General features: G+C 73.4%; 25 protein-coding genes and 3 pseudogenes. 13 read left to right on the plus strand and 15 right to left on the minus strand.

What is annotated here, in order from left to right:
• Positions 1 to 3: 3 nt before the first annotated feature.
• The 3 genes from ACFV9J_RS21765 to ACFV9J_RS21775 form a co-directional block, all read right to left on the minus strand.
• Positions 4 to 1,203, minus strand: a complete 1,200-nt coding sequence (locus ACFV9J_RS21765; protein ID WP_385356449.1) for an aromatic acid exporter family protein — start codon at positions 1,201 to 1,203, stop codon at positions 4 to 6.
• 103 nt (positions 1,204 to 1,306) lie between these two features.
• The gene (locus tag ACFV9J_RS21770; protein WP_385356451.1) at positions 1,307 to 1,963 is read right to left on the minus strand and encodes an HAD family hydrolase; all 657 of its coding nucleotides are present in this window, start codon (positions 1,961 to 1,963) and stop codon (positions 1,307 to 1,309) included.
• An 81-nt stretch (positions 1,964 to 2,044) separates the two neighbouring features.
• Positions 2,045 to 3,076: a PHP domain-containing protein gene (locus ACFV9J_RS21775; RefSeq protein ID WP_385356453.1), complete on the minus strand. Its 1,032-nt coding sequence runs from the start codon at positions 3,074 to 3,076 to the stop codon at positions 2,045 to 2,047.
• Positions 3,077 to 3,235: 159 nt separating this feature from the next.
• On the opposite strand from ACFV9J_RS21775, the gene ACFV9J_RS21780 reads away from it, so the two are divergent.
• Positions 3,236 to 3,472, plus strand: coding sequence for a hypothetical protein (locus ACFV9J_RS21780; RefSeq protein ID WP_109030702.1), 237 nt, complete (start codon positions 3,236 to 3,238; stop codon positions 3,470 to 3,472).
• Between the two features lie 33 nt (positions 3,473 to 3,505).
• Here the strand turns inward: ACFV9J_RS21780 and ACFV9J_RS21785 are convergent, their stop codons facing one another.
• Both ACFV9J_RS21785 and ACFV9J_RS21790 read right to left on the minus strand, forming a co-directional pair.
• Positions 3,506 to 4,783: a ricin-type beta-trefoil lectin domain protein gene (locus tag ACFV9J_RS21785; protein WP_385356455.1), complete on the minus strand. Its 1,278-nt coding sequence runs from the start codon at positions 4,781 to 4,783 to the stop codon at positions 3,506 to 3,508.
• Positions 4,784 to 4,913: 130 nt separating this feature from the next.
• Positions 4,914 to 5,453: a VanZ family protein gene (locus tag ACFV9J_RS21790; RefSeq protein ID WP_385356456.1), complete on the minus strand. Its 540-nt coding sequence runs from the start codon at positions 5,451 to 5,453 to the stop codon at positions 4,914 to 4,916.
• 340 nt (positions 5,454 to 5,793) lie between these two features.
• Between ACFV9J_RS21790 and ACFV9J_RS21795 the strand changes: the two are divergent.
• Positions 5,794 to 6,465, plus strand: a pseudogene (locus ACFV9J_RS21795) (NADH-quinone oxidoreductase subunit D); the annotation flags it as partial.
• A gap of 28 nt (positions 6,466 to 6,493) precedes the next feature.
• Here the strand turns inward: ACFV9J_RS21795 and ACFV9J_RS21800 are convergent.
• Together ACFV9J_RS21800 and otr(A) are read right to left on the minus strand one after the other, a co-directional pair.
• Positions 6,494 to 7,177: a DUF4230 domain-containing protein gene (locus tag ACFV9J_RS21800; RefSeq protein ID WP_385356457.1), complete on the minus strand. Its 684-nt coding sequence runs from the start codon at positions 7,175 to 7,177 to the stop codon at positions 6,494 to 6,496.
• 17 nt (positions 7,178 to 7,194) lie between these two features.
• Positions 7,195 to 9,114, minus strand: a complete 1,920-nt coding sequence (gene otr(A) / locus ACFV9J_RS21805; protein WP_385356458.1) for a tetracycline resistance ribosomal protection protein Otr(A) — start codon at positions 9,112 to 9,114, stop codon at positions 7,195 to 7,197.
• Positions 9,115 to 9,315: 201 nt separating this feature from the next.
• Between otr(A) and ACFV9J_RS21810 the strand changes: the two genes are divergently transcribed.
• Positions 9,316 to 10,269, plus strand: coding sequence for a ribose-phosphate diphosphokinase (locus tag ACFV9J_RS21810; protein WP_385356459.1), 954 nt, complete (start codon positions 9,316 to 9,318; stop codon positions 10,267 to 10,269).
• On the opposite strand, the gene ACFV9J_RS21815 is transcribed toward ACFV9J_RS21810, so the two are convergent.
• The gene (locus ACFV9J_RS21815) at positions 10,235 to 10,621 is read right to left on the minus strand and encodes an anti-sigma factor antagonist (protein ID WP_385356460.1); all 387 of its coding nucleotides are present in this window, start codon (positions 10,619 to 10,621) and stop codon (positions 10,235 to 10,237) included. The genes ACFV9J_RS21810 and ACFV9J_RS21815 overlap by 35 nt on opposite strands.
• Before the next feature lie 136 nt (positions 10,622 to 10,757).
• Positions 10,758 to 11,699, minus strand: a complete 942-nt coding sequence (locus tag ACFV9J_RS21820; protein ID WP_385356461.1) for an NADP-dependent oxidoreductase — start codon at positions 11,697 to 11,699, stop codon at positions 10,758 to 10,760.
• Positions 11,700 to 11,871: 172 nt separating this feature from the next.
• Between ACFV9J_RS21820 and ACFV9J_RS21825 the strand changes: the two genes are divergently transcribed.
• A complete protein-coding gene (locus tag ACFV9J_RS21825; protein ID WP_385356462.1) occupies positions 11,872 to 12,267 on the plus strand; it encodes a VOC family protein in 396 nt (131 codons plus the stop codon).
• A gap of 20 nt (positions 12,268 to 12,287) precedes the next feature.
• Here ACFV9J_RS21825 and ACFV9J_RS21830 read toward each other — a convergent pair whose 3' ends face one another.
• Together ACFV9J_RS21830 and ACFV9J_RS21835 are read right to left on the minus strand one after the other, a co-directional pair.
• A complete protein-coding gene (locus ACFV9J_RS21830) occupies positions 12,288 to 12,596 on the minus strand; it encodes a DUF4235 domain-containing protein (protein WP_003978083.1) in 309 nt (102 codons plus the stop codon).
• Between the two features lie 48 nt (positions 12,597 to 12,644).
• Entirely contained in the window at positions 12,645 to 13,670 is a 1,026-nt protein-coding gene (locus tag ACFV9J_RS21835) for a glutathione S-transferase family protein (RefSeq protein WP_385356463.1), read from the minus strand.
• A 245-nt stretch (positions 13,671 to 13,915) separates the two neighbouring features.
• On the opposite strand from ACFV9J_RS21835, the gene ACFV9J_RS21840 reads away from it, so the two are divergent.
• Complete coding sequence (locus ACFV9J_RS21840) at positions 13,916 to 14,830, plus strand: cation diffusion facilitator family transporter (RefSeq protein ID WP_385356640.1); 915 nt, start codon at positions 13,916 to 13,918, stop codon at positions 14,828 to 14,830.
• A 64-nt stretch (positions 14,831 to 14,894) separates the two neighbouring features.
• On the opposite strand, the gene ACFV9J_RS21845 is transcribed toward ACFV9J_RS21840, so the two are convergent.
• On the minus strand, positions 14,895 to 15,344 hold the full coding sequence (locus tag ACFV9J_RS21845; protein ID WP_385356464.1) for a nitroreductase family deazaflavin-dependent oxidoreductase: 450 nt from the start codon (positions 15,342 to 15,344) through the stop codon (positions 14,895 to 14,897).
• A 309-nt stretch (positions 15,345 to 15,653) separates the two neighbouring features.
• Here ACFV9J_RS21845 and ACFV9J_RS21850 point away from each other — a divergent pair, with 309 nt between their 5' ends.
• Positions 15,654 to 16,886: a cytochrome P450 gene (locus ACFV9J_RS21850; RefSeq protein ID WP_385356465.1), complete on the plus strand. Its 1,233-nt coding sequence runs from the start codon at positions 15,654 to 15,656 to the stop codon at positions 16,884 to 16,886.
• A gap of 12 nt (positions 16,887 to 16,898) precedes the next feature.
• Entirely contained in the window at positions 16,899 to 17,099 is a 201-nt protein-coding gene (locus ACFV9J_RS21855; RefSeq protein WP_385356466.1) for a ferredoxin, read from the plus strand.
• On the opposite strand, the gene ACFV9J_RS21860 is transcribed toward ACFV9J_RS21855, so the two are convergent.
• Positions 17,074 to 17,652, minus strand: a complete 579-nt coding sequence (locus ACFV9J_RS21860; protein ID WP_385356468.1) for a TetR/AcrR family transcriptional regulator — start codon at positions 17,650 to 17,652, stop codon at positions 17,074 to 17,076. The genes ACFV9J_RS21855 and ACFV9J_RS21860 overlap by 26 nt on opposite strands.
• Before the next feature lie 96 nt (positions 17,653 to 17,748).
• On the opposite strand from ACFV9J_RS21860, the gene ACFV9J_RS21865 reads away from it, so the two are divergent.
• The 3 genes from ACFV9J_RS21865 to ACFV9J_RS21875 all read left to right on the plus strand — a co-directional run bounded on the left by ACFV9J_RS21865 (position 17,749) and on the right by ACFV9J_RS21875 (position 19,809).
• Positions 17,749 to 18,186, plus strand: coding sequence for a nuclear transport factor 2 family protein (locus ACFV9J_RS21865; RefSeq protein ID WP_385356470.1), 438 nt, complete (start codon positions 17,749 to 17,751; stop codon positions 18,184 to 18,186).
• 9 nt (positions 18,187 to 18,195) lie between these two features.
• Positions 18,196 to 18,762: a flavoprotein gene (locus ACFV9J_RS21870; protein WP_385356471.1), complete on the plus strand. Its 567-nt coding sequence runs from the start codon at positions 18,196 to 18,198 to the stop codon at positions 18,760 to 18,762.
• A gap of 78 nt (positions 18,763 to 18,840) precedes the next feature.
• The gene (locus tag ACFV9J_RS21875) at positions 18,841 to 19,809 is read left to right on the plus strand and encodes an aldo/keto reductase (protein WP_385356472.1); all 969 of its coding nucleotides are present in this window, start codon (positions 18,841 to 18,843) and stop codon (positions 19,807 to 19,809) included.
• 37 nt (positions 19,810 to 19,846) lie between these two features.
• Here ACFV9J_RS21875 and ACFV9J_RS21880 read toward each other — a convergent pair whose 3' ends face one another.
• Positions 19,847 to 20,512, minus strand: a complete 666-nt coding sequence (locus ACFV9J_RS21880) for a DUF4232 domain-containing protein (protein WP_385356473.1) — start codon at positions 20,510 to 20,512, stop codon at positions 19,847 to 19,849.
• A 130-nt stretch (positions 20,513 to 20,642) separates the two neighbouring features.
• Positions 20,643 to 23,024, minus strand: a complete 2,382-nt coding sequence (locus ACFV9J_RS21885) for a SpoIIE family protein phosphatase (protein ID WP_385356474.1) — start codon at positions 23,022 to 23,024, stop codon at positions 20,643 to 20,645.
• Positions 23,025 to 23,301: 277 nt separating this feature from the next.
• Here ACFV9J_RS21885 and ACFV9J_RS21890 point away from each other — a divergent pair.
• The 3 genes and pseudogenes from ACFV9J_RS21890 to ACFV9J_RS21900 form a co-directional block, all read left to right on the plus strand.
• Positions 23,302 to 24,171, plus strand: a pseudogene (locus ACFV9J_RS21890) (sugar-binding domain-containing protein); the annotation flags it as partial.
• A 220-nt stretch (positions 24,172 to 24,391) separates the two neighbouring features.
• Entirely contained in the window at positions 24,392 to 25,621 is a 1,230-nt protein-coding gene (locus ACFV9J_RS21895; protein ID WP_385356641.1) for an RNA-guided endonuclease InsQ/TnpB family protein, read from the plus strand.
• Positions 25,569 to 26,231: pseudogene (locus tag ACFV9J_RS21900) on the plus strand (discoidin domain-containing protein); the annotation flags it as partial. The gene ACFV9J_RS21895 and the pseudogene ACFV9J_RS21900, both read left to right, overlap by 53 nt.
• Positions 26,232 to 26,361: the final 130 nt, after the last annotated feature.

A 26,361-nucleotide genomic window follows, 5' to 3' on the forward strand; every position in this document is an offset into this window, starting at 1 on the left:
GCGTCACTGCTCGGTGGACTCGCGGGGCTCGGGCACGATCTCGGCCCACAGGTTCTCCGCCTGCAGCAGCAGCGTGCCGAGCACCGCGGTCCGGGCGGCGCCCTGCCCGGCGTGCTCCCGCAGCCCCTCCTGGAGCCGCTGGTGCAGCTCCTCCATCGTCTCCTCGGTGGCCGTCACCGGATCGGCCTCGGCCCGCTCGCCCGCCCACCGGTCCGCCTCGGTGTGACAGGCGTCGCCGATCAGCCGCAGCAGGCGCGCGTACAGGTCCAGGACCGGACCCTCGGGCGGTGCGGGCGTCCGGTGCTCGTCGGCCGCCACCGCCAGGGTCCGGGTCAGCGCGCCGAGGTTCCCGGTGACCCGGCTCCACCGCCGGTCCTCGTCCTCCGGCGGCACGACGGTGGGCCCGCGGTGCAGTCGCCGCAGCCGGCCCGAGGTCAGCCGCAGGCTCTCCCGGCTCCACGACCGGGCGCAGTACAGCGCCCCCAGCCGCCGCTCCAGCCGTGCCGCGTCACTGGACCAGCCGGCCGCGCTCTGCGCGTCCCACTGGGTCTCCCGCAGGTCGGCGGCGACGGAGTGCAGGAGGTCGCCCGCCTCCCGGGCCAGCGCCGCGAGGTTCTCCCGCACGTCCCGCAGGTGGATCGGCGGCAGCACCAGGGCGTTGACCGCCACGCCGATGACCGCCCCGAGCGCCGCCTGCCCCACCCGGTGACCGACCGCGGCGGCCGAGACCGCCGTGCCGGAGGCCAGGACGAACACCGCCGTGGTGGCCGCGTAGATGCCCTGCCCGCCGAACCGCGACCAGTTCGCCACCAGCATCAGCACCGGCAGCGACAGCACCAGCGCCCCCGTGTTGTCGTCCGTGATCGCCTGCGCCGCGGACGCCAGCAGCGCGCCCGCGCAGATCGCCGCGAACTGCTGCCCGGCCTGCCGCACCGAGCTGTAGACGGTGGCCTGCACCAGGACCAGCGCCACCCAGGGCGCCATCAGCGCCATCGGGTCGCCCAGCCAGACGCCCGCCACGGTCCAGGCGATCAGCGCCGCGCCCGCGGCCTTGAGCGACTGCACGACCAGGTCGCGTTCGCGCCCCGGCCCCCGCCAGGCGGCGCGGACGGCCCGTCCGACGGCACACGCCTCCCACCACACCGCGGCCGCGGGCCGCCGTCCCCGGAGTGCCTCCCGGAGGGCGTGTGCCACCGCGCTCATGCGGTGCCGGACGTCCGCGCGAGCGGCGGAACCGTCCCGGTGCCCGGTGGGCGGGGCGGGCGAGGGGATCGCGGTCGGGGCGTGCGGGGCAGGGACCGGCGCCTCATGCCAGCGGGCTCCCGCGCAGCGAGGCCAGCAGGTCGGCCGGGCCGGCGTAGACCGCCTGTGCTCCCGCCTCCTCCAGGTCGGCGCGGGGCAGACCGCCGCACAGCACGCCCACGCACCGCACTCCGGCGCGGCTGCCCGCGCGCATGTCCCACACGGTGTCGCCGACGAAGACGGCCCGCCCGGCCGGTACCCCGGCCAGCTCCAGGGCGTGCTCGACCGGCTCCGGGGCGGGCTTGCCCGCGTCCACGTCGTCGGCGCTCGCGGTGGCGTCGATCGCGTCGTCGGCGTCGATCGCGCGCCGCAGGGCGCCCAGCTCCGGCCCGCCGGCAGAGGTGGCGAGCACCACCTTCCAGCCGTCCGCGGCCAGGCGGCGCAGCAGGTCCCCGGCGCCCGGCAGCGCCGGCAGCCGGTCGAAGTACTGTCCGTACAGTGCCTTGTGCGCGGCGCTCAGCTCCGCGTCCCGCTCCTTGTCCCGGTCCTCGCCGAGCAGCCGTGCGACGAGGTCGCCCGACGCCAGGCCCACGGCACGGTGGACGGCGTGCATCGGCACCCGGTGCCCCGCCTGCCGGAACGCCTCCCACCAGGTGGTCACGTGCAGGTGATTGGTGTCGACGAGGGTCCCGTCGACGTCGAACACGGCCGCCCGTTCCATGCGCTGTTCCCTCCTGGTCGCTTTCCGGCCCGTGGATCCGGCCCGTGGATCCGGCCCGTGGATCGGCGGGCGGGTACCACGTCAGCGGCTCGCCACTCCGGCCGGCGTACGGCCCTCACGCGTCCAGGCCAGCAGCTCGTCCAGGGTCCAGGTCGTCACCACGCGCTCCGGGGGCACCCCGCACTCCTCGGCCCGGGCGCACCCGTGGATCTGCCAGTCCAGCTGACCCGGCGCGTGCGCGTCCGTGTCGATCGAGAACAGCACGCCGGCCGCCACCGCACGGCGCAGCAGCCGCCGCGGCGGGTCGAGCCGCTCCGGGCGGCTGTTGATCTCCACGGCCGTGCCGGACTCCGCGCAGGCGGCGAACACCGCGTCCGCGTCGAACGCCGACTCCGGCCGCCCCCGCCCGGTCAGCAGCCGGCCGGTGCAGTGCCCGAGCACGTCCGCGTGCGGGTCGCGGACGGCGGCGACCATCCGGCGGGTCATCGAGCGGGCGTCCATCCGCAGCTTGGAGTGCACGGACACGACGACCACGTCGAGCCGCTCCAGCAGCTCCGGTTCCTGGTCGAGCGAGCCGTCGTCGAGGATGTCGCACTCGATGCCGGTCAGCAGCCGGAACGGCGCCCAGGCGGCGTTCAGCTCCGCCACCACGTCCAGTTGCTCGCGCAGCCGCGCCGGGGAGAGCCCGCGGGCCACCGTCAGCCGCGGCGAGTGGTCGGTCAGGGCCGCCCACTCGTGCCCGAGCGCCGCCGCGGTCCGGCCCATCTCCTCGATCGGGCTGCCGCCGTCGGACCAGTTCGAGTGCAGATGGCAGTCGCCGCGCAGCCGCTCCCGCAGCCGTTCACCGCCCCGGGCGAGCGGGGAGTCCGCCTCGTCCTGCAGCTTCGCGAGGTAGCCGGGCACCCGGCCGTCCAGCGCCTCGCGCGCCACCTGCGCCGTCTTGGGGCCGACCCCCTTCAGGGACTCCAGTGAGCCCGCCCGCTCGCGCAGCTCGGCCGAGGACAGCCCGCCGAGTACCCCCGCGGCGGTACGGAAGGCCCGGACACGGTACGTCGGGGCCTGGGCCCGCTCCAGGAGGAACGCGATCCGCTCCAGTGCCTCGACGGGGTCCATCGCCACCTCCTCGTGCGACCTCGACCGCTCCCCACCGGACCTCACCGGCAAGTCCAGGGTTCCCCAGGGCACCGGGACCCGCACCACGAGCCGGGCGGGTCGGCCCGTCGCGGACCGCCCCGGTCCTCGCTCGCGCGGGTTGCGGCCTACCCTCTAGGCATGACCGAGATCGACAGCCCGCACATCGGCAGTCCGCGGATCCTCGTGCTCGGGGTGCAGGCGGGCCCGCCCCCGTTCCGGATCGTGGAGATCGACGGCCAGGTGGTCGGTGAGGCCAAGGCCGTCACCGACGTCCTGGAGGCCGCCGCCGCGTTCGGCATCACGGTCCACGACCTGGACGACCCGGACGTGGTCCGCTGGGTGGGCGGGGACAAGTTCACCTGGAAGCCGCGCTAGGCGGAGCGCCGCCTCCCGCCCCCGTCCCGTGCCTCAGCCGACCGTCCACTTCTGGTTGGCGCCGCCCGTGCAGGTCCAGATCTGCAGCCGGGTGCCGTTGGCCGAGTTGTTGCCGGTGACGTCGAGGCACTTGTCGGCCTGGGGATTGACGATGTCGCGCGCGGCGGTGACGACCCAGCGCTGGGCGGCGCTGCCGTTGCAGTCCCACAGCTGGACGACCGTGCCGTCCGCCGTGCCGCCGGCGTTGACGTCCAGGCACTTGCCCAGCGCCCGGACCGTGCCGTCGGAGCCCACCGTCCACCGCTGGGCCGCCGTGCCGTTGCAGTCGTAGAGCTGTACGGGCGTGCCGTTGGCGGTGTTCGCCGCGGCGACGTCCACGCACTTGCCGGCCAGGCCCCGGATCGCGCCGCCGGTGGGAGAGTCGCCCGTCGTCACCGACACGTGGTCGACGACGAGGGTCTGCGGGAAGACCGTGGAGCCGTCCGGGTCGCCGGGCCAGTAGCCGCCGACCGCGAGGTTCAGGATCAGGAAGTACGGCCTGTTGAACACCCACTGCTTCCCGCCCAGGTCGGCCGGGGTGCGCCGCTGGTAGACGGTGCCGTCCACCGACCAGGTGATGGAGTCGGGCGCCCAGTCGACGGCGAAGGTGTGGAAGGCGTCCGCGAAGGCCTGGCCGCCCGGCAGGGTGTATCCGGCGCCGATGCCGCCCGAGCCGGAGTAGCCGGGGCCGTGGAGGGTGCCGTGCACGGTGGACGGCTCGAAGCCGACGTTCTCCATGATGTCGATCTCGCCGGAGTCCGGCCAGTTCACCGGGGTGCCCAGCATCCAGAACGCGGGCCACATGCCCTGGCCGCGCGGCACCTTCATCCGCGCCTCGACGTGACCGTACTGCGCCGTGAACTTCCCCGAGGTGTTGAGCCGGGCGGAGGTGTACTGGCAGGTGCCGTACCAGCACTGGTAGTTGGCCGGGTTCTCCTTGCGGGCGGTGACGACCAGGTGGCCCTGGCCGTCCAGGGCCGCGTTCCTGTTGCCGGAGGTGTAGTACTGCCGTTCGTGGTTGTTGACGTTGTCGCCGGTCTCGATCTGCCACTTCGAGGAGTCGACGGCCGCGCCGGCCGGGCCGTCGAAGGTGTCGGAGAAGGCCACGGCGGCCGCCGCGGAGGACGAGGCGGACCCGGCGGACCCGGCGGCCCGGGAGGCCCGGGAGGTTTCCGGGTCCGCCTGGGCGGGGCCGGTCACGAGGGACGCGGCCAGCCCGGCGGACAGGGCGGCGGCGAGGAGGCATCTGCGGAGCAGGCGTGGGCGGGCCACGGCTCTCCCTTCCGTACGACGCCTCGCGCGAAGGCGCCGACCGAGGTGGGGGGTTGGGGATGACGCCTCTTTATTCAAGTAGTGAGATAAGGGTCGGTCAATACCTTGGTACGGACCGGATGGCCCGGTCTCAGGTGCGCCCCCCGCGCGCGTGCACCGTGCGGCTCATGCGCCGGCCGAGGAGCAGGTAACCGATCAGCGCCCCGCCGGTGTTGAGGATGACGTCGTCGACGTCGAAGGCCCGCCCGGTGACCAGGAAGCCCTGCGCGGACTCCACGAGCAGCATCACGAGGGCCGTCAGCACCAGCACGCGCAGCACCCCGCGGGTGCGCGGGGCGACCACCGGGACCAGGACGCCGAACGGCACGCCGAGCAGGATGTTCCCGCCGATCTGCTTGACCGCGTCGCGCAGGGCGGGCTGGTCCAGATAGGCCTTCAGCGAGCGTCCGGGGTGCAGGTTGGTGTGCGTGAGGGCCTCGGACGCGGGGGAGGGGTGCAGCGTCAGCCGCGCCAGCACCACCGCGAACGCCACCATGAAGACGAACGCGCACGCCGTCGCCAGCAGCCGCAACGGCAGGGCGAGTGTGTGCCGTTCGGGACGGTCGCCGTCCCGCGGCCTGCCGGCGCGGGGATGCGACCGCGAACGTGGTCGTGAGACGGCGCGAGCCATGTCGGTCCTCCAGTCGTCAACTTCCCCGCGTGGTAGCGCGGTTACCCGCCGAACCGCCGAGGATGCCCGGCGAACCGCGCGCCCCCGCACACAGCTGTCCGGTTCTCCCTCCCCCGGCCGGGGCACTCCGGCCGGGGGAGCCGCCGCGCGCCGCCGTCGGCCGTCGCCCGCACGGTGCTTGGATGACGGCGAAGCCGGAACAACAGTGACAAAAGGTGTGCTTGTGCAGAGCCGTAGGACACTCCTCGCCGCGGCCGAGGTGGCCGCGTGGCGGGCCCCGCTCACCGCGCTCTGGCTGGTCCTCGTCAGCACCGTCGACCCCCTGGAACTGGCCGTGGGCGCGCACACCGGTCTGTTCCTGCTGGGGGTCGGCACCCTCACGCCCGAGGGCGACGCGCTGGGCCTCGTGGGACTGCCGCCGTTCGGCACGGGGCTCGGCAAGTCCGTCACCGAGGAGGCGGTGGGTGGCCCGCTCACCGTGCTCTGCGTCCTGGCGAGCGCGGTCACCGCGGCCGCCGTACTGCGGGTCGCGGCCCGGGTGTTCTGGGGCCTGGGACCCACACCCGAGGACGCCGGCACAGGGGGCGGTGCCGACGCGTACGAGAGGACCGGCGCGGGGGAGGAGCCGGAGACCCGCCGGCCGCTGGGCCGGGTGCCCGACACCATGACGGCCGTTCCCGCCCTCCTGCTGGCCGGGGCCCTCGCGGCCGGTGCGGTCCCCGGGTTCGGCAACGCGGTGGCCCGCGCCATGAGCGAGGCCACCTCGGCCGGTCTGGTCCACACCTCCGTGCACTGGACGCCCCTGTGCGTCGGTCTGGGGCTCCTGTCGACCGTGCCGGCCGTGGCGCCGGCCGCCGTCGCCGTCGGCCGCCCCGGGCTGCTCGCCGTACCCGACCGGGTGCTGGCGCTGCGGCGGCTGCGGTCCGGGCACGTCGGCGACTACGTGGCGTGGCTGCTGGCCGGCACCGCCCTGCTGGGGGCGCCGGCCCTCCCCGGCGTGCTGTCCGGGTGAGCCGGGCGGCACCCGCGGCCGGCCCGGCCTAGGCCCCGTACGTCACCCGCACCTCCTCGAAGCCGAGGGAGGTCAGCAGCCCCCGGAGCATGGCGGTGGTGTTGCTCTCGGCCCGCGCCTTCAGCTCGCTGTCCTTCGCCGCGTCGCCGATGTGCCGGGCGGCGAGCTTCTGCACGGCCTGCTCGCCGTTCGGGTTGTCCGAGAACAGGTCGCCGAGCCGGTCGAGCAGCCCGCGCTGCTTGGAGACCGCGTAGGAGCGCTCGGGGTCGAGCGCCGGTTCGCCCAGTGCGGCGTGCGGCAGCCGGAGCGTGGCCGAGGTCCGCGCGTCGTCGACCGTCACGTCCTCCTCGTCCACCTCACCGAGGTCGACGAAGGCGTCGACGGTGCCGGCGCCGACGTACAGGGTGCGGGTGCCGCGGATCGCGTCGGGCAGGAACTTGGTGTCCTTCTCCAGGTCCACGACGACCTGGAAGTTGCCGGATGCGGCGTCGTAACGGCTGATGTCCTGGACGGACTTCAGCAGCGCGGGACCCGAACGGTCCCGGGTCTCGGAGCCGAACAGGTCCTTCAGCCCCGGTACGACACTCAGGCGCAGCCCCGCGAACAGCACGACGAGCACCAGCACCAGCGCGGTCAGCGCCTTCGCCCAGCCGGGCATGCGCCGCGCGGGCGTCTCGGCGGGACTCGCGGGCTTCCTGACGGGAGTCGTCATGGCGACGGCCCTCCTTCCTACTCACCCGAATGCCCCCCAACTCCCTTGCCAGGCCCAGAGTTTCCGGGCTTCAGCGGGCGGTCCTCGCAGGGGCGGGAGGACCAGACCGCCTCCCCGCGCGTCAGTCCCGGCAGCCCCAGCTCGGCCTCCCGCACCCGCCTGGCCGGCAGCTCGCCGCTGACGATCCAGGCCGGGTCGCCCCCCGTCGTTCCGCTGAAGTCCGCGCCCAGCGAGGCCAGCAGGGCCGTCACGGCGGCCAGCGTGTCCGCCGGGACCTCCGCCTCGAAGGCCTGGTACGGCTCGTGGAGCACGGTCCCCGCCCGGGCGAGGGCACGGCGCAGCACGAAGGGTGTCAGCCCGCGGAAGTCGGCGGCCGTGCTGAGCACCGAGTTGAAGCCGGAGCGGACCAGGGTGACCCGGTAGTCGGTGACCGCCGCCCCGGTGAGTCCGGTCCGCAGCGTGGCGTGGACGGTCTCCTCGACGGCCTGGTGGAAGGCCCGGGGGAGCGCGCCCAGCTCCGTCTCGTACCCGAAGGCCCCGCCGGAGCCGCGCGGACCCGGTTCGACGCGCAGCCCGATCGTCGCGAAGTACCGGGTGCGGTCGAGCCACGGCATCTCCTCCGCGGCCTCACCGGTGCCCGCCGGACGCTCCAGGAACCGGACGCGGCCCGGCGTGAACTCCGCCTCGATCCCGAAGTCCTCGGCCAGTGTCGCCGCGAGCACCTCCATCTGGACCTCGCCGTACAGGAGCAGGGCGGTGGCGCCGGACGCCGCCGGACGGGCGTGCAGCAGCGGATCCTGGTCGGCCAGCGCCAGCAGGGCGGAGCGCAGCGGCGCCGCCTGCTCCGGGTGCCGGGCCCGGACCAGCGTCTGCAGGGTCGGTGGCGCGAACTGCGGTGCACGGTCGGTCGGTCCGCCGAGCCGGTCGCCGACGCGCAGGCCCCCGGGGACGGTGAGCGCGGCGATGTTCCCGGCGGTGAGCGTGGCGTCGCCGCCGACGACGTCGAGGCGGGTCACCCGGCCGGAGACCTCGGTGGTCCGCCCGTCGGACTCGCGCCGCAGGAAGGTGAGCCGCCGGCGCGGGTGCACCTCGCCGCCGTACAGCCTGAGGTACGCGGTGCGCTCGCCGGCGGGTCCGGGGCGCACGGCGAAGACCGTGCCGCGCGGTTCCGTGCCGTCGGACGAGCCGCCGGACGTGCCCGGCGTGGTGGCCGGGAGCAGGCAGAGCAGACCCTCGACCAGCTCCGCGACGCCCTGTCCGCCGAGCGCCGAGCCGTGGTACAGCGGGTGGAACGAGCCGTCGGCGGTACGCGCGGCCAGGGCGCGGGCCACGTCCTGCCCGGTCGGCTCGGGGCCGTCGACCAGCGCGGCCAGGATCTCCGTGTCGACCTCGGCGAGCGCCTCCGCGGTCCGCCCGTCCGGCGGGCGGCGGGTGACCCGGGCGCGCGGGGTACCGGCGTCCGTCACCTCGGTCAGCGGCGCGACGTGCGGCGTCAGCAGGCGCCGGACGTCACCGAGCAGGCCGTCGGTGCGCGCGCCGGCCCGGTCGATCTTGTTGACGAACACGAGCGTGGGCAGCCGCAGCCGCCGCAGCGCGCGCATCAGGACGCGGGTCCGCGCCTGGACGCCCTCGACGGCGGACAGCAGCAGCACCGCGCCGTCGAGCACCTCCAGGGCCCGCTCGACCTCCGCGACGAAGTCGGAGTGTCCCGGGGTGTCGATCAGGTTGACGCGCGTGTCGCCGACGGTGAAGGCGGCGACGGCGGAGCGGATGGTGATGCCGCGGCGGCGCTCGATGCCGCCGTCGTCCGTACGGGTGTCGCCGGCGTCGACGCTGCCGAGCCGGTCGACGGCGCCGTGGTCGAACAGGAGCCGTTCGGTGAGGCTGGTCTTACCCGCGTCGACGTGGGCCAGAATGCCGATGTTCAGGGTGCGCATGCGTGGAGGAGTCCTCGGGAGCCGTGGGCCGGAAGGGGCGCTGGGGGAATCCGAGGAGTCGGCGCATGCGGGGGATCCTGACGTGAGGAGGGCGGAGGGAGTACGGACGGCGCCATCATGGCGCGGGGCCCCGGGCGCGGCGCAACAGGATTTCCGTAAGCTGGGGATCCCGGCCGGACAGGATCACGCGAGGAGCGGTCCGTGCGAGACATCGCCGTGTTCAGCGGTAGTGCCCACCCCGACCTGGCCGAGGAGGTCTGCGCGCAGCTGGGCGTGCCGCTCAGCCCCACCCGGGTCAGCCGGTTCGCCAACGACTGCCTGGAAGTGCAGTTGATGGCCAACTGCCGCGAGCGGGACGTGTTCCTCGTCCAGCCGCTGGTCGCACCGGTCCAGGAGCACCTCGTCGAGCTGCTGATGATGTGCGACGCGGCCCGCGGGGCGTCGGCCGGCCGCATCACGGTGGTCATGCCGCACTACTCCTACGCCCGCTCCGACAAGAAGGACGCCCCGCGCATCTCGCTGGGCGGGCGCCTGGTCGCCGACCTGCTGGTGGCGGCGGGGGCGAGCCGGGTCCTCGCCATGACCCTGCACTCGCCCCAGGTGCACGGCTTCTTCTCCGTCCCGGTCGACCACCTGCACGCGCTGCGGGAACTGGCCGCGCACTTCCGGCAGTACGACCTCTCCCGCGCAACCGTCGTCTCGCCGGACCTGGGCAACGCCAAGGAGGCCGCGGCGTTCGCCCGGATGCTCGGCGCCCAGGTGGCGGCCGGGGCGAAGCAGCGGTACGCCGACGACCGGGTCAGCATCAGCTCGGTGATCGGGGACGTCGCGGGGCGGGACGTCATCGTGCTCGACGACGAGATCGCCAAGGGCAGCACGGTTGTGGAACTCCTCGACCGGCTCCGGGAGTCGGGCCCGCGCAGCATCCGCCTCGCCTGTACGCACGGGCTGTTCGCGGCCGGTGCGCTGGGCCGCCTCAGCGAGCAGCCGGACGTGCTGGAGATCGTGTGCACCAACACCGTGCCGGTGCCGGCGGACGACCACACGGACAAGCTGCGGATCCTGTCCATCGCCCCGGCGCTCGCCGAGGCGGTGCGCCGCATCCACAACGGCGAGTCGGTCAGCGCCCTGTTCGACGCCCGGCCGGCCGGCTGACGCCGAGGGCCTCGTCCAGGGTCGGCCACGGCGGCAGCAGCCGCGCCAGGCCGGTGATCCGCAGCATGCGCAGGGTCAGCACGTGGGTGCACACCAGGCGCACCTGCCCGCCCCCGTCGAGCACCTGGCTGCGGGCCCGGTACAGCAGGCGCAGACCGGAGCAGTCGAAGAACTCGATGCCGCCGAGGTCCAGGACGACCCGGGCGCCGGGACGGCCAGTCTCCCGGTCCAGGTAGGGGGCGATCTCCGCCGCCGAGGCGATGTCGATCTCGCCCCGGAACTCCAGCACCGTGTGTCCCCGGTGGTGGCGCACCCGTAGGTGCCGGGTGGGCGACGCGGATTCCTGCCGCACGAACCTTGCCTCCAGCCTGTCGCGGCCTTTCCGGCCTGCTTCCGGGGGCTCAACTACCCAGTCCGCTCGGAAAGTTACCCCGATCGAGCGAGTTTGAGCATGTTCGATTGACATATGTCAGCGAAATCTCATGCGGTCAGTCGACTACGAGGACGAGCTTGCCCGTCGTGCGTCCGGTCTCGCCCTGCGCGTGCGCCCGCGCCGCCTCCGCCAGCGGGAACGTCCCCGCGATCGTGGCCCGCAACTTCCCCGACTCGACCAGGCGGGCGACCTCCTCCATGCCGGCCCGGTCGGCGTCCACCAGCATCCGCACCGCCCGTACGCCCAGCCGGTCGGCCTCCTCGTAGAACTCGTCCGACCCGACCGGCAGGATCGAGACCACCACCCCGCCCGGCCGCAGCACCCTGAGGGACCGCAGTGACGTGTCGCCGCCGATCGTGTCCAGGACCACGTCGACGTCCTTCACGGCCTCGGCGAAATCCGTCTCCCGGTAGTCCACGGTCTCGTCCGCCCCGAGGGAGCGCAGGAACTCGTGCTTGCCGGCGCTGGCCGTGCCGATCACATGGGCGCCCCGTGCCTTGGCGATCTGCACCGCCACATGGCCCACACCGCCGGCCGCCGCGTGGACCAGCACCCGCTGCCCCGGCCGCACCTGCGCGCGCTCCACCAGGGCCTGCCACGCCGTCAGCGAGACCAGGGGCAGGGCGCCCGCCTGGACGTGGTCGATCCCGGACGGCTTGGGCGCGAAGGTGCGCGCCGGGGCGGTGACGTACTCGGCGTGGGAACCGTGGCCGAAGGGGTAGGACAGCATGCCGAAGACCTCGTCACCGGGCCGGAACGCGGCGACGCCGATCCCCACCGACTCCACCACGCCCGACACGTCCCAGCCCAGTACGAAGGGCGGTTCGCCGAGGAAGCCGCCGGTCGCCCGGTGCTTCCAGTCGGTCGGGTTCACCCCGGCGGCACGCACCCGTACCAGCACCTCGTTCGGGCGCGGCTCGGGGCGCTCGGGCCGTACCTCCTTCAGGACCTCGGGACCGCCGAGGACGTCCTGGCCGATGGCGCGCATGGTGTTCATCGAGACCTCGCAACTCGGGAGGGGAGGGGTGAGGGGTGAGGGGGACGGGCGGCACGGTCCGCGACCGTACCGGCCGGTGGCCGCCCGCCGACTGTTTCCGCCCGGCCGGGATATCCGCAAGGTACAGGGCAGGGGGCACGACGCCCCGCGCCCGGAATCCTTCGGAGGAGACATGGCACTGGTCAACGCGGGCGTCGTGGTGCTCGACTGCGCCGAACCCGAGCGGCTCGCCGAGTTCTACAAGGGCCTGCTGGGCGCCGAGGAGAGCGACGTGAGCGCCAACCGGATCGAGATCGAGGGCCTCCGCGGTTTCCGCATGGCCTTCCGGCGGGACGTGAACGCCACCCCGCCGAGCTGGCCGCGTCCGGAGAACTCCCTCCAGGCCCACCTGGAGTTCGTGGTGGCGGACCTGGACGAGGCGGAGCGCGCGATCGTGGGGCTCGGCGGACGTCCGGTGGAGGCGAAGGACCCGGCCGGCCCGCACGAGGAGCGCGGCTTCTCCGACCCGGCCGGCCACTCCTTCACCCTCCGCCGGGCCCTCGCACCGACGGCACCCAAGCAAGGCTAGGGGCCGCCGGGCGGCGCGGGTCAGTCCCGGCCCTTCGCGGGGACCGGCCAGGAACCGGTCGAGCGTTCGATGGCCTTGGCGCCCGTACGGTCCACGGCGCTGCGCACCGCGGCGAAGATGGCGCCCTGGATCGCGGCGGCCAGCAGGATCTCGCCCCAGCCGCGGTCCGGGTCGAGGGCGTCGGGCGCGTCGTCCTCGTGCCGGATGACCTTCCAGGTCTTCTGGAAGGTCATCCCGGCCAGCGTGCCGCCCAGCCAGCCGAGCGCGAACCCGACGGGCTTGTAGGCGAGGGGGAGCTTCTTCTTCTTTTTCTTCGCCGTCTTCGCCATGGGAATCTCCTTGTCCGGTGTGCGCTGAATGGTCGTACGGATGACGGTTCAGGGCCTGCCCCGCGCCGGCACCTCCTCCTCGGCCCTGGCCGGCCCCGGCGGGGTGCCCTCGCCGAACGGCCGCCCGCCCAGCTCCTGCCGGTGGTGGGGCGCGAGCCAGCCGGCCAGGTCCGGGCCCAGGGGCACGATGCCGGTCGGGTTGATGCCGGTGTGCACCTGGTAGTAGTGGCGCTTGATGTGGTCGAAGTCGACGGTGTCCCCGAACCCGGGCGTCTGGAACAGATCCCGGACGTACGCCCACAGCACCGGGTTCTCCGTCAGCTTCCAGCGGTTGCACTTGAAGTGGCCGTGGTAGACGGCGTCGAAGCGGACCAGCGTGGTGAACAGCCGGATGTCCGCCTCCGTGATCGTGTCCCCGACCAGGTAGCGCCGCCGTTCCAGCCGGGGCGTCAACTGCTCCAGCCGCCGGAACACACCGGCGCACGCTGCCTCGTACTCCTCCTGGCCGGTGGCGAAGCCCGCCCGGTACACACCGTTGTTGACGTCCTCGTAGACGCCCGCCATCACCTCGTCGATCTCGTCGCGCAGGGCCCGCGGGTACAGGTCGGGCGCGCCCGGCCGGTGCAGCGCGGTCCACTCGGTCGCGAGATCGAGGGTGATCTGCTGGTAGTCGTTGGTGACGAGCGCCCCGCTGGGCACGTCCACGACCGCGGGCACGCTCACCCCGCCCGGGTAGCCGGTCTCCCGCCGGTCGTAGGCCTCGCTGAGGTAGCGGATGCCGAGGACCGGGTCCCGGCCGTCCGGGTCGAGCGTGAACCGCCAGCTGCGGTCGTCCTGGACCGGGTCGGCGACCGCCAGGGACAGGGCGTCCTCCAGACCGAGCAGCCGCCGTGAGACCAGGGCCCGGCTCGCCCACGGACAGGCCCGGCTCACCACCAGGCGGTAGCGGCCGGCCTCCACGGGCCAGCCGTCCCGGCCGTCCGCCGTGATCCGGTCCGCGAAGTGGCTCCGGGACCGTTTGAACGCCTTCTTCCCGTAGCCGCTGTTCCCGGGCGTCCCGTCGTCACCGCTCATGGCCCTGCCTTCCTTCCCGCCGTCCGAGTCCGTGGGTTCGTGCGTCCGTGTCCTCGACCGGCCCCGCGCCCTCGAACCGGTCCCTTGTAGAGGCGTTCCCCGATTTCGCCGGTCGGCACTGGCGGCCACCCGCAAGGCGGGGTGTGATCCGCGCCGGCCGGGGCAGTCGGGGCTTCGTGAGTGGGACAGGTGGGGAAGAGAAGCCGGGCCGGAAGGCCGACCGCAGGACACGCGTCACCGTACTCGTGGCCCTGGCGGCCAACCTGGTGATCGCCGCCGCCAAGGCGGTCGGCGGATTCGTCGCCGGTTCGCCCGCACTGCTGTCGGAGGCGGCACACTCGGTCGCGGACAGCATGAACGAGATCTTCCTCCTCGCCGCACTGCGCCGCAGCCGCCGTCCCGCCGACCGGCGGCACCCCTTCGGCTATGGCAAGGAACGGTTCTTCTGGTCGCTCCTCGCGGCCGTCGGCATCTTCGTCATGGGCGGCTGCTTCTCCTTCTTCCAAGGCGTCGAGGCCCTGCGTACCGGCGCGGACGAGGAACTCGGCGGCTACGTGGCCGGACTGATCGTGCTGGGCCTCGCCCTGCTCGCGGAGGGCGGCTCCCTGCTGCGGGCCCTGCACCAGGTGCGGGGCCAGGGCGGGCTCGCCGAGGGGATGCGGGACCCGGCGCTGCGCACGGTCGTCGCCGAGGACGGCACCGCGGTGCTCGGTGTCTGCCTCGCCATGACCGGCATGGCGCTGCACATGGTCACCGGGCAGGTGGTGTGGGAGGCCTGCGCCTCGCTCGCCATCGGCGCGCTGCTCGTCTACGTGGCCTACCGGCTGGGCCGCGAGGCCCGCGACCAGCTGATCGGCGAGGCCGCCGACCCGGAGGCCAGCGGCCGGATCCGGGCACTGCTGCGCGCCCAGCCGGAGATCGACAGTGTCGAGGCGCTGTTCACCATGAAGACCGGCCTGGACTCGACCCTGGTGGCGGCCCGCGTCGATCTCGTGCCGGGCCTGGACAGCGAGCGGGTGGAGGAGGTCGCCGTGCGCATCAAGAGGTCGATTGCGCGCACCGTCCGCGAGGCGGACCAGGTCTTCCTCGACGTCACGGACCGGCCCGCGCGGGAGGCGGCGGAAAGCCCCGCCGCGACGGGGGAACGCGGCGGGGCCTGAACGGCGTGTGCCCGAAACCGCCCGGCCCATGCACGCCGGCCCGGGAAGCTCCCGCCCGCCCGGTTCAGCCCGCGTGGGACGGCTCCAGCACGAAGACGGGGATCTCCCGCTCCGTCTTCTTCTGGTAGTCGGCGTACGACGGATACGCCGCGACCGCGCGCTCCCACCACTGGGCCTTCTCCGCGCCGGTGACCTCACGCGCCGTCATGTCCTGCTTCACCGGACCGTCCTGGAGCTCGACCCGGGGATCGGCCTTCACGTTGAAGTACCAGACGGGGTGCTTGGGCGCCCCGCCCAGGGAGGCGACCACGGCATAGCGGCCTTCGTGCTCGACGCGCATCAGCGGCGCCTTGCGCAGCTTGCCGCTGTGCGAACCCCGGGTGGTCAGCACGATCACGGGCAGACCGGTGTCCATCAGCGTCGTGCCCTCGGTGCCGCCCGAGCTCTCGTACCGCTCGACCTGTTCGCGCACCCACTGCGTCGGGCTGGGTTCGTACTCGCCGTCAAGAGGCATGTGCATCCGTCCGTGTTCGTCGTGATGTGAGGCCGGCGGACCGGCGCGTTCCCGTCCTTACCGCATCCCGCCCCCGAAACCCGTGCCGCTCGGCCAGTCACGGGGCGCGATCGGGGCCGCGGGAGGCCGCGATCACGCCACGCGCGTCGCGGCGGAGACCGGCACGGGAGGGTCCTACCACCTCTGGAGCGTTGTTCCCCGGCCAGTCTGCCTCCGCCACCGATCTGGCCGAACTTGCCGTCGCCGCATAGGTGCCCCAGGCATCTAATGAAGATCGATCCGACGCACTCCTCGTCTGCGAGGTCTTCCATGACGGACACCGACACGACGAACACCGACACGCCGAACATTCACCCGGCACCCCCCGTCGCCTTCCCGCAGGACCGGACCTGTCCCTACCACCCGCCCGCCGCCTACGACCCGCTGCGCGCCGCCCGCCCACTGGCCCGGATCACGCTCTTCGACGGCCGCCCGGCCTGGCTGGTGACCGGGCACGCCGCCGCGCGCCGGCTGCTGGCCGACCGGCGCCTGTCGACCGACCGCACCCGCGACGGCTTCCCCGCCACGTCGGCGCGCCTGGCCGCCGTACGCGAGCGCCGGACCGCCCTGCTCGGCGTGGACGACCCCGAGCACCGCGTCCAGCGCAGGATGGTGCTCCCGGAGTTCACCCTGAAACGCGCCGCCGCACTGCGCCCGGGCATCCGGCGGATCGTCGGCGAACGGCTCGACGCGATGATCGCGCAGGGCCCGCCCGCCGACCTGGTGACGGCCTTCGCGCTGCCCGTGCCCTCGATGGTGATCTGCGCGCTGCTCGGCGTCCCCTACGCCGACCACGAGTTCTTCGAGGAGCAGTCCCGCCGGCTGCTGCGCGGCCCCCTGCCCGCCGACGCCAGGGACGCCCGTGACCGACTGGAGGCGTACCTGGGGGAGTTGGTCGACCGCAAGCGGCGGGAGCCCGGCGAGGGCCTGCTGGACGACCTGGTCCGGCGACAGGCGAGCGAGGGCGTGACCGACCGTGAACAGCTGGTCGCCTTCGCGGTGATCCTGCTGGTCGCGGGACACGAGACCACCGCCAACATGATCTCGCTGGGCACCTACACCCTGCTGACCAACCCCGGGCGGCTGGCCGAACTGCGTGCGGATCCCGCGCTGCTGCCCGGTGCCGTGGAGGAGCTGATGCGCGTCCTGTCGATCGCCGACGGGCTGCTGCGGATGGCCACCGAGGACATCGACGTGGACGGGCAGACCATCCGGGCCGGCGACGGCGTCGTCTTCTCCACCTCCGTCATCAACCGCGACGAGAGCGTCTACCCCGAACCGGACGCCCTCGACTGGCACCGCCCCGCCCGCCACCACGTCGCCTTCGGGTTCGGCATCCACCAGTGCCTCGGTCAGAACCTGGCCCGCGCCGAACTGGAGATCGCCCTGCAGAGCCTCTTCGACCGGCTGCCCACGCTGCGCCTGGCCGCACCGGCGGACGAGATCCCCTTCAAACCCGGCGACACGATCCAGGGGATGCTGGAACTCCCCGTGGCCTGGTAGGAGGCTTCCGGCATGCGTATCGGCATCGACAAGGACACCTGCATCGGCGCGGGCCAGTGCGCCCTGACCGCCCCCGGCGTCTTCACCCAGGACGACGACGGCTACAGCACGCTCGTACCCGGCCAGGAGGACGGCGGCGGCAGCGCGCTGGTCCGGGAGGCGGCCCGCGCCTGCCCCGTCCGGGCGATCACCGTCTCGGAGCGGGTCGGCTGACCCCGGCCGCGCCCAGCAGCACCCGTGCCGCCTCCCGTGCCTGACGCGCGGGCTCGGCATCGCCCGTCACGCCCGCCGTCACCATGGCGCCCTCCGCCAGCAGGAACAGCTGCCCGCCCAGCGCGGCGGGCAGCCCCGCGCCGGCCGCCAGAGTGTCGAGGAAGGCGCGGAACGCCGCCTTGTGCGCCCGCACCCGCTCCGCCACGGCGGGTGAGGCGGGGCCGAGTTCGCCGTAGGCGTTGATCCAGGCGCAGCCGCGGAAACCGGGCTCCGCGAACCACCCGCCGAGCCAGTCGAACACGGCCAGGACCCGCGCGCCGGGCTCCTCGTGCCGGCCGGCGTACTCGGCCAGCCGCCCGCGCCAGCGCACGTCGCGCCGGTCCAGGCAGGCCACGACGAGCTGTTCCTTGGCCGGGAAGAGCTGGTAGAGGCGTTTGAGCGACACGCCGGAGGCACCGCGGACCTCGTCCATGCCCACCGCCCGCACGCCCCGCGCGTAGAAGAGTTCCTCCGCCGCGTCCAGCGCCCGCTCCCGGGCGATCTCGCTGTCCATGGGGACCTCTTCCTTGACCGGAGAACGTACGTTCTCCTACGGTAGCAGTCCAGTGGAGAACGCTCGTTCTCCGCTGCTGCCCCTGGAGGTTCAGCCATGACGACGACCGACCGGCCGCCCCTGCCGCCGTTCACCTGGGAGAGCGCCGAACGCAAGGTGCGGGCCGCCGAGGACGCCTGGAACACCCGCGACCCGCACCAGGTCGCCCTCGCCTACTCCGAGGACTCGGTCTGGCGCAACCGCGACGCCTTCCTCACCGGCCGCGCCGCCATCGTCGAGTTCCTGACCGCCAAGTGGGAGCGCGAGCGGCGGTACGCGCTGCGCAAGGACCTGTGGGCCTTCGACGGCAACCGCATCGCCGTCCGCTTCCGGTACGAGTCCCAGGACGCGGACGGCCAGTGGTGGCGCTCCTACGGCAACGAGCTGTGGGAGTTCGACGAGCACGGCCTGATGACCCGGCGCGAGGCGAGCATCAACGACGTGCCCATCGAGGAGGGCGATCGGCGCATCTTCGGCCCCAGGCCCGCCCAGTAGGGTTCGGGGGTGAGCGAACAGGCTGGAAGCGGCAAGGCCGCCCGACCCTTCCTCTACGTCGTCGTCTGCGCCGCGGGCGTGGCCGAAGGCGTGGTCGGGCTGATCGACGCGGCGCGGGGACGCGGCTGGGAGGTCGGGGTCATAGCGACACCGGTCGCCATGGGCGGCTTCTTCGACACGGACGCCGTCGAGGCACGGACCGGCCGCCCGATCCGCTCGGCCTGGCGGACTCCCGGCGATCCGCGGCCCTTTCCGGCGCCCGACGCCGTCGTGGTCGCTCCGGCCACCTTCAACACGATCAACAAGTGGGCCGCGGGCCTGGCCGACACCCTCGCCGTGGCCACCCTGTGCGAGGCGAGCGGCCTCGGGGTCCCTGTCGCCGTCCTGCCGTGCGTGGGCGAGGCGCTGGCCTCCCACCCCGCCTACCGGGAGAGCCTGGCCCGGCTGCGCGGGATGGGGGTGCGCTTCGGCGACCCGCACGCCGGGAACACCGGTGACGCCGGGGACGCCGCGCAGGGCGGCGGCCGTCCGGAGTTCGGCTGGGAACAGGCCCTGGACCTGATCCAAGGGCGCTGACCCGGCCGGGGCCCGGGCCCGCGCGAAGACGTACGCTCGCCCTGGTAGCGATGATCGGCGACGACAGGAGCAGCAACGATGCAGTACGTGAAGCTCGGTTCGACGGGTCTGGACGTGTCGCGGATCTGCCTGGGCTGCATGACCTACGGCGTGCCCGGCCGCGGCACGCACGAGTGGACCCTCGACGAGGCGGCCTCGCGTCCGCTGATCCGGCAGGCGCTGGAGGCCGGCGTCACCTTCTTCGACACCGCCAACGTGTACTCCGACGGCACCAGCGAGGAGATCGTCGGCAAGGCGCTGGCCGACTTCGCCCGCCGCGACGACATCGTGCTCGCGACCAAGGTGAACGGCCGGATGCGGCCCGGGCCGAACGGCGCCGGACTCTCCCGCAAGGCGGTCATGACCGAGATCGACCACAGCCTGCGGCGCCTGGGCACCGACTACGTCGACCTCTACCAGATCCACCGCTTCGACCCGCACACCCCGGTCGAGGAGACGATGGAGGCGCTGCACGACCTGGTGAAGGCGGGCAAGGTCCGCTACATCGGGGCCAGTTCGATGTACGCCTGGCAGTTCTCCAAGATGCAGTACACCGCCGAGCGGCACGGCTGGACGAGGTTCGTGTCCATGCAGAACCACTACAACCTCGTCTACCGCGAGGAGGAGCGCGAGATGCTGCCCCTCTGCGCGGACCAGGGCGTCGGCGTGCTGCCCTGGAGTCCGCTCGCCCGCGGCCGCCTCACCCGCGACTGGGACACAGCCACCGGGCGCAGCGCCACCGACGACTTCGGCAGCACCCTGTACCAGGAGGGCGACCGCGCCGTGGTGGAGGCCGTCACCCGCATCGCCGGCGAGCGTGGCGTCCCGCGCGCCCGGGTCGCCCTGGCCTGGCTGCTGCACCAGGACACGGTGACCGCGCCGATCGTCGGCGCCTCCCGGCCGGGCCACCTCGAGGACGCCGTGGCGGCGGTCGAACTCACGCTGGGCGAGAAGGAGATCGAGGAGCTGGAGCGGCCCTACGCGCCGCACCCGATCGCCGGTCACTGAGCGGGGGACCGGCACCGCCGGGCACCGGTGCGGTGCCTCAGGGGCCGGTGCCCGCGTCCAGGGCGCTGACGGACACCGACGACTCGTTGCCGCCGACCGGGACCTCGCCGGCCGTCCACGTCACCTTGAGCGGCTCCCGCTCGTCCGGCGGGGTGACGAGCAGCGCGGCCGGGGTGGCCGTGCGCGCGCCGCTGATCTGCGGACTGGAGAACGACAGCCCGGCCCACGCGCTCTTGCCCGGCGTCAGCGTGATCGTCCCGGGGGAGCCCGGCGCGCGCTCGGGATCCGGACCCAGCTGCTTGCCGGACGCGTCCACGAAGGCGGCGCCCGGATAGCCGTACACCGTGCAGGTGCGGTCGGAGGTGTTGGTCAGCACGACGGGGAAGTTGCGCTGACCGGCCCCCGGGTCCACGCGGCCGACGGTGGCCCGCAGTTCGGCGGTGTGGCAGCGGCCGTCGGTGCGGGCCGAGGCGGAGGCCGAGCCCGCGGTGTCGGTGGGTGCGGCGCCGACCGACGGTGCGGTGTCGCCGGACGTCGGGGTGCCGCTGCCCGGGTCCGCGCCGACCGTGCGGGCGGCCTCGCTGGGCCGCGGGGTCCCGCTCGACGTGGCGCTCTCGGTGCCGCATGCGGTCAACAGGCCGAGCAGCGCGACCCCGCTCGCGAGCAGGGCCGTCCGGCGCAGCGGCTGGGACGTGTTCGCCATCGTTTCTCCACACTCCCGTCGGACTCGCCCGCGGCCCCGGCACGACCGGCACCGCGCGCCCCCGTACTGCGAGTGTCCCGCGGTACGGCCCGGGAAACGAGGGGGCGCACTCCGCATCGGTGCGCGGGGCTCACGCCTCGTCGTCGAGCAGCCCCAGCTCCGCCCAGATCGTCTTGCCCTCGGTCGTGTGCCGGCTGCCCCAGCGCTGGGTGAGCTGGGCCACCAGGAGGAGACCGCGCCCGCCCTCGTCCCAGGTCCTGGCCCGGCGCAGGTGCGGCGCGGTGTGGCTGGTGTCGGAGACCTCGCAGATCAGGGTGGCCGTGTCGTGGATCAGCCGGAGCCGGATCGGCGGGGAGCCGTACCGGATGGCGTTGGTGACCAGCTCGCTCACGACCAGCTCGGCGGTGAAGGTCGCCTCCAGCAGGTTCCAGTCGGAGAGCTGGTCGAGGACCTGCTTGCGCACCGGGGCGACCAGCGCGGGGTCGGCGGGGATGTCCCAGGTGGCGACCTGCCCGGCGGGCAGTCCCCGGGTCCGGGCCAGCAGCAGGGCCACGTCGTCGGCGGCGCTGCCCGAGGGGAGGAGGCGGTGCAGCACCCGGTCGCAGGCGGTGTCCAGGGAGTCGGCGGGGGCGGCCAGCGCCTCGCGCAGCAGTGCCTGGCCGGCGTCGGTGTCCCGGTCCCGGCTCTCGACCAGTCCGTCGGTGTACAGCGCCAGCACGCTGCCCTCGCGCAGCTCCAGCTCGGCCGACTCGAAGGGCAGTCCGCCCACGCCCAGCGGTGGCCCGGAGGGCAGCTCGACCTGCTCCGGCGGACCGTACGGCGGGACCAGGACGGGCGCCGGGTGCCCGGCCCGCGCCATGGAGCAGTGCCGCGACACCGGGTCGTACACCACGTACAGACACGTCGCGCCGACCTCGCCGGCCCGGTCGTCGCCGGACTCCTCGGACAGCCGGACGACCAGGTCGTCCAGGTGGGTGAGCAACTCCTCGGGCGTCAGGTCGATGTCGGCGAGGGTGCGGACGGCGGTGCGCAGCCGGCCCATCGTGGCCGAGGCCGGGATGCCGTGGCCGACGACGTCCCCGACGACCATGGCGACCCGCATCCCGGACAGGGGGATGACGTCGAACCAGTCGCCGCCGACGCCGGAGCGGGCCGCGGGAAGGTAGCGGGAGGCCGCCTGCACCGCGGCGGTGGGCGGCAGCCACCGGGGGAGCAGACTGCGCTGCAGGGTGAGCGTGGCCTCGCGCTCGCGGGAGTAGCGGCGGGCGTTGTCGATGCAGACGGCGGCACGGGCGCTGACCTCCTCGGCCAGCAGCACGTCGTCGTGCGTGAACGGGTCGGGACGCCGGAACCGGGTGAAGACCGCGACGCCGAGGGTGGTGCCGCGGGCCTGGAGCGGCACCGACATCGTGGAGTGGATGCCGTACTCCTTCACCCGCCGCAAGCGGGCCGGGTCCCACTGGAGCCAGCGTTCCAGGTCGCCGTAGGCCTCGGAGGCCACGATCACCTGCCCCGAGAGCAGGCACTCGGCCTGGGGGGAGCCGGCCGGATAGACGTCCAGCCGCCCAATCTCGGCCACCGCCTGCGAGGGGTCCTCGGTGATCGACCGGTGCGCGGTGCGGCGCAGACCGACCGGCGGTGCGACCAGGGTGGCGGGCTCACCGCCGTGCTCGTGCGGGTCCAGCAGGTCGACGCTGACGAAGTCGGCCAGCGGGGGGACGCACACGTCCGCCAGCTCCTCGGCCGTACGGGTGACGTCGAGGGTGGTGCCGATGCGCACGCTGGCCTCGTTGACCAGTTGCAGCCGCTCCCGGGCGCGGTGCTGCTCCGTGAAGTCGTGGGCGCTGACGCACACGCCGAGCACCCGGCCGCCGGCGTCGGTGAGTGGCGCGACACGGGCGTTCCACGCGTGGGCGCGGCTCTCGCCGACGGCCCTGAGCCGGGTCTGCATGTCGTGCCGGCGGCCGGTGGCCAGCACGCGCCGCATCTGCCGTTCCAGCTCCGCGTTCTGCGGCCGGTTGCTGAAGTCGGTGGCCCGCAGCCCGCGCACGCGGTCGGCCGGGAGCCCCAGCAGCCGCGCCATGGCGTCGTTGACCCCGCGCAGCAGGAGCCGCTCGTCGAAGATCATCATGGCGCAGGGGGACTGGGTGAGGGCCGCTCTGACCAGCGGGTCGTCCTCCGGTTCCGGACCGGATCGCAGGGGGGTGGCCGCGAGCCACGTGGGCGGGGCGCCGTCCGCCGCCGGTCTGCGGTGCGCGAGCACCCACACCGACACGGTGTGCCCGTCGCGGTGGCGCAGGGCCAGGGTGCCGCTCCACTGTTCGTCGTCGTGTCCCGGCGGTGTGCCGTCGTGGTCGTCGGCGAGCAGGTCGGCGGCGGGGCGCCCCACCACCTCGGCGGCCGGGTGGCCGAGCAGGAGGCGGGCGCCCTCGTTCCACTCCCGCAAGGTGCCGGAGCCGTCGACGACGGCGCGGGCCGTGGCGGCATCGTCGAACGGGTTGACCGGACTCATCGTCGCCACTCCATTGCGCACACTCACGGTGATCAGCGCGTCACCTTGTTTCCAGCCTAGTGGGTCAGGGCGCCGTGCGGACCCGTACTCACCGGGCACACGGTGCCGGCCGCCCCGCGGGTCACCGGTCCGGTCGGGGCGGCGCAGGGTAGAAAGTGCTTTCCGTGGCCTTGACGGGCACGTATGGCTCGACGTCAGAATCTGTTTGTTCACGATCGCTTGTGAGTACTTCTGAGTTCTGATGAGCCTCGATGACTTCTGATGAGGGAGATCCGTCATGACGGTCACGCGCAGATCGGTTCTGATCGCCTCCGCCGCCACGCCCGCGGCCGGGATGGCGCTCGCCGCCCCGCCGGCGTGGGCCGCGGACGCGACCGGCGGCTCGGCGGGCCGCAGCACCCTCGCCCTGCGGGACGGCTGGCGTTTTTGGCTGATCGACCCCGACGGGGCGGCCGAGGACGACACGGACGCCGCCGATCCCGCCCACGACGACTCGGGGTGGCGCGAGGTCGCCGTCCCACACGACTGGAGCATCGAGCAGACGCCCACCACCGAGCACGGCACCACCAGCGGCACCGGCTTCCTGCCGGGCGGTCTCGGCTGGTACCGCCTCGCCTTCACGCTGCCGCCCGCCCTCGCCGGGAAGCGGATCTCGGTCGAGTTCGACGGCGTCTACATGGACTCCCGCGTCCACTGCAACGGCCGGGAGGCCGGCCACCACCCCTACGGCTACACCGGCTTCGCCCTCGACCTCACCGACCTGGTGCACACCGACGGCCGCACCGAGAACGTCCTCGCGGTGCGGGTGCGCAACCAACTGCCGAGCAGCCGCTGGTACTCCGGCAGCGGCATCTACCGCGAGGCCCGACTGGTCGTCACCGAGCCGGTGCACGTACGGCGCTGGGGCACCCACGTCACCACGCCCACGGTGAGCGAGGACAGTGCCGTCCTCCGGGTGGCGACGCAGGTGGTGAACGCCTCGGGCACCGCGCGCGAGGTCGAGATCCGGTCGACGGTCAAGGACGCCGACGGCCGCACCGTGGCGCGCACCGCCTCCACGGTGGACGTCACCGACGCTGTGTCCGAGACCCACGAGGTCACCGTCGGGCGCCAGCGGCGCCGGGACTTCGTGAGTCCGCACAGCTACCAGGATTCATTCGCAGTGCGTCGGGCTTCAGCCTGGGCGGTGTAGCGCATTTGGGAGTGGCGATGCGGAGCATCGCAGATGCTTGCCCGTGGAGAGTGGGCCATTGCTGCCCAGGTGGTGCGGGGTGCTGCGCGGATGGGCCGGAGGGAATGATTCCGGTGGTGCGAGGAACGGGTGTTCCCGGAGACAGCGGGTGCGCGGTGTTCGTACGCTTCCTAGTATGCAGCTTCGGTACACCTTCCGTGTGCACCCCGAGCCCGGTCAACGCGCCGCGCTAGCGAGGGCGTTCGGGTGCGCGAGGGTGGTGTTCAACGACGCCGTCCGGGCCGGTAGGGACGCGCATGCGGCAGGTGAACCCTGTCCGAGCGGGGCCACACTCTCGAAGCAGTTGATCACTCAGGCGAAGCGCACTCCGGAGCGGGCCTGGCTGGGCGAGGTCTCCTCGGTGGTGCTTCAACAGGCGCTGCGGGACGTGGAGGCCGCCTACAAGAACTTCCTCGCCTCGCTGAAGGGGGAGCGCAGGGGGCCGAGGGTGCGGGAACCGAGGTTGAAGTCCCGTAAGGACGCCCGGCAGGCGATCCGGTTCACTGCCAACGCCCGTTGGAAAGTCAGTGACCGGGGGCGGCTGGCACTGCCGAAGATCGGCGAGCTGAAGGTGACCTGGTCACGCGTCCTGCCCGCGCCCCCCTCCAGTGTGACCGTGATCAAGGACGCGGCGGGCCGATACTTCGCGAGCTTCGTCATTGACACCGACCCGGACACCGACCACACCCGGTGGGAGACCCCCGACCCCACCAGCGCGGTCGGTATCGACCTCGGGCTGACGCACTTCGCGGTGCTGTCGGACGGCACGAAGATCGCCTCGCCGAGGTTTCTGCGCCGGGCGGAGAAGAAGCTCAAGAAGACCCAACAGGCTCTGTCTCGCAAACAGAAGGGGTCGAAGAACCGGGCCAAGGCCCGCCTGAAGGTCGCCCGCGCCCACGCGAAGGTGGCCGACGCGCGCAAGGAGTTCCACCACCAGCTCTCCACCCATCTGATCCGCGAGAACCAAGCGATCGCGGTGGAGGGCCTGGCGGTGAACGGACTCGCACGCACCCGGCTGGCCAAGAGTGTCCATGATGCGGGCTGGGCGCAGTTCGTGAACATGCTCGAATACAAGGCCTCCCGGTACGGGCGGGTCTTCGTGAAGATCGGACGGTTCGAGCCGACCAGCCAGATCTGCTCCGCCTGCGGCCACCGCGACGGACCCAAACCCCTGCACATCCGGGAATGGACCTGCCCCGCCTGCGGGGCAGTCCACGACCGCGACCACAACGCCTCGAAGAACGTGATCACGGCCGCTGGACTGGCGGTCACAGCCTGCGGAGCGCCGGTAAGACCCGAACCCGTTCGGGCACAGCGCGGAGAAACAGGAAGCCACGGAATCCCTGCCCACCGCCGTGCCGCGTAGCGGCACAGCAGTAGGCAGGGACGGCCAGAATAGGGGCACCGTCCGCGTGACCGCCCGCACGGACGGGCTGCGCACCGGCGCGGCGACGGTCCGCGCCCGGCGGGCCCCGGACCGGGCGACCACGCCGGCACCGGAGTTCCGCCCCGAGCACCCGGCGCCCGTGGACCACCCGCACGCGGACGCGAGCTACTCCGGGCGGCCCGACACCTTCCCCGCCGCCGTGCTCGACGGCGACCCGGCCACCGGCTGGTCCAACGGCTTCCACAAGGCGGCCACCGCCCTGCTGCCCGCCTTCGACGGGGCCCGCGCCGAGGACTGGATCTCGGTCGACCACGGGCGCACGCGCACCTACGACCGGGTCGAGGTCTCCTTCACCGTGGACGACGGGCACAGCCTGCCCGCGACCCTCGCGGTGGACGTCTGGGACGGCCGTGCCTGGCGTGCGGCCGCGGAGGTGCGGACCGAGTGGGCCACCGCCTCCGACGCGCCCACGGTCATCGGCTTCCGGCCGCTGCGCGGGTCCAGGATCCGTCTCACGCTGACCAGCCGTCACCCCGGCGAGGCGCGGGGAGCGGTCCGGGTCAGCCGCCTGGAGGCACCCGCCGCCTGAGCCGCCGTACCACCCTCCGGACGGGAACCGGTCGGAAAACCGGTCCCGTCCGGACCGTTGACGGCATGTCATGTCTACCACAAGCATGTCCTGCGACCGCATTTGGGAGCGCTCCCATTCCCGGCGAGCG

Source organism: Streptomyces sp. NPDC059906, assembly GCF_042730645.1.
Classification (GTDB): domain Bacteria; phylum Actinomycetota; class Actinomycetes; order Streptomycetales; family Streptomycetaceae; genus Streptomyces; species Streptomyces rubrogriseus.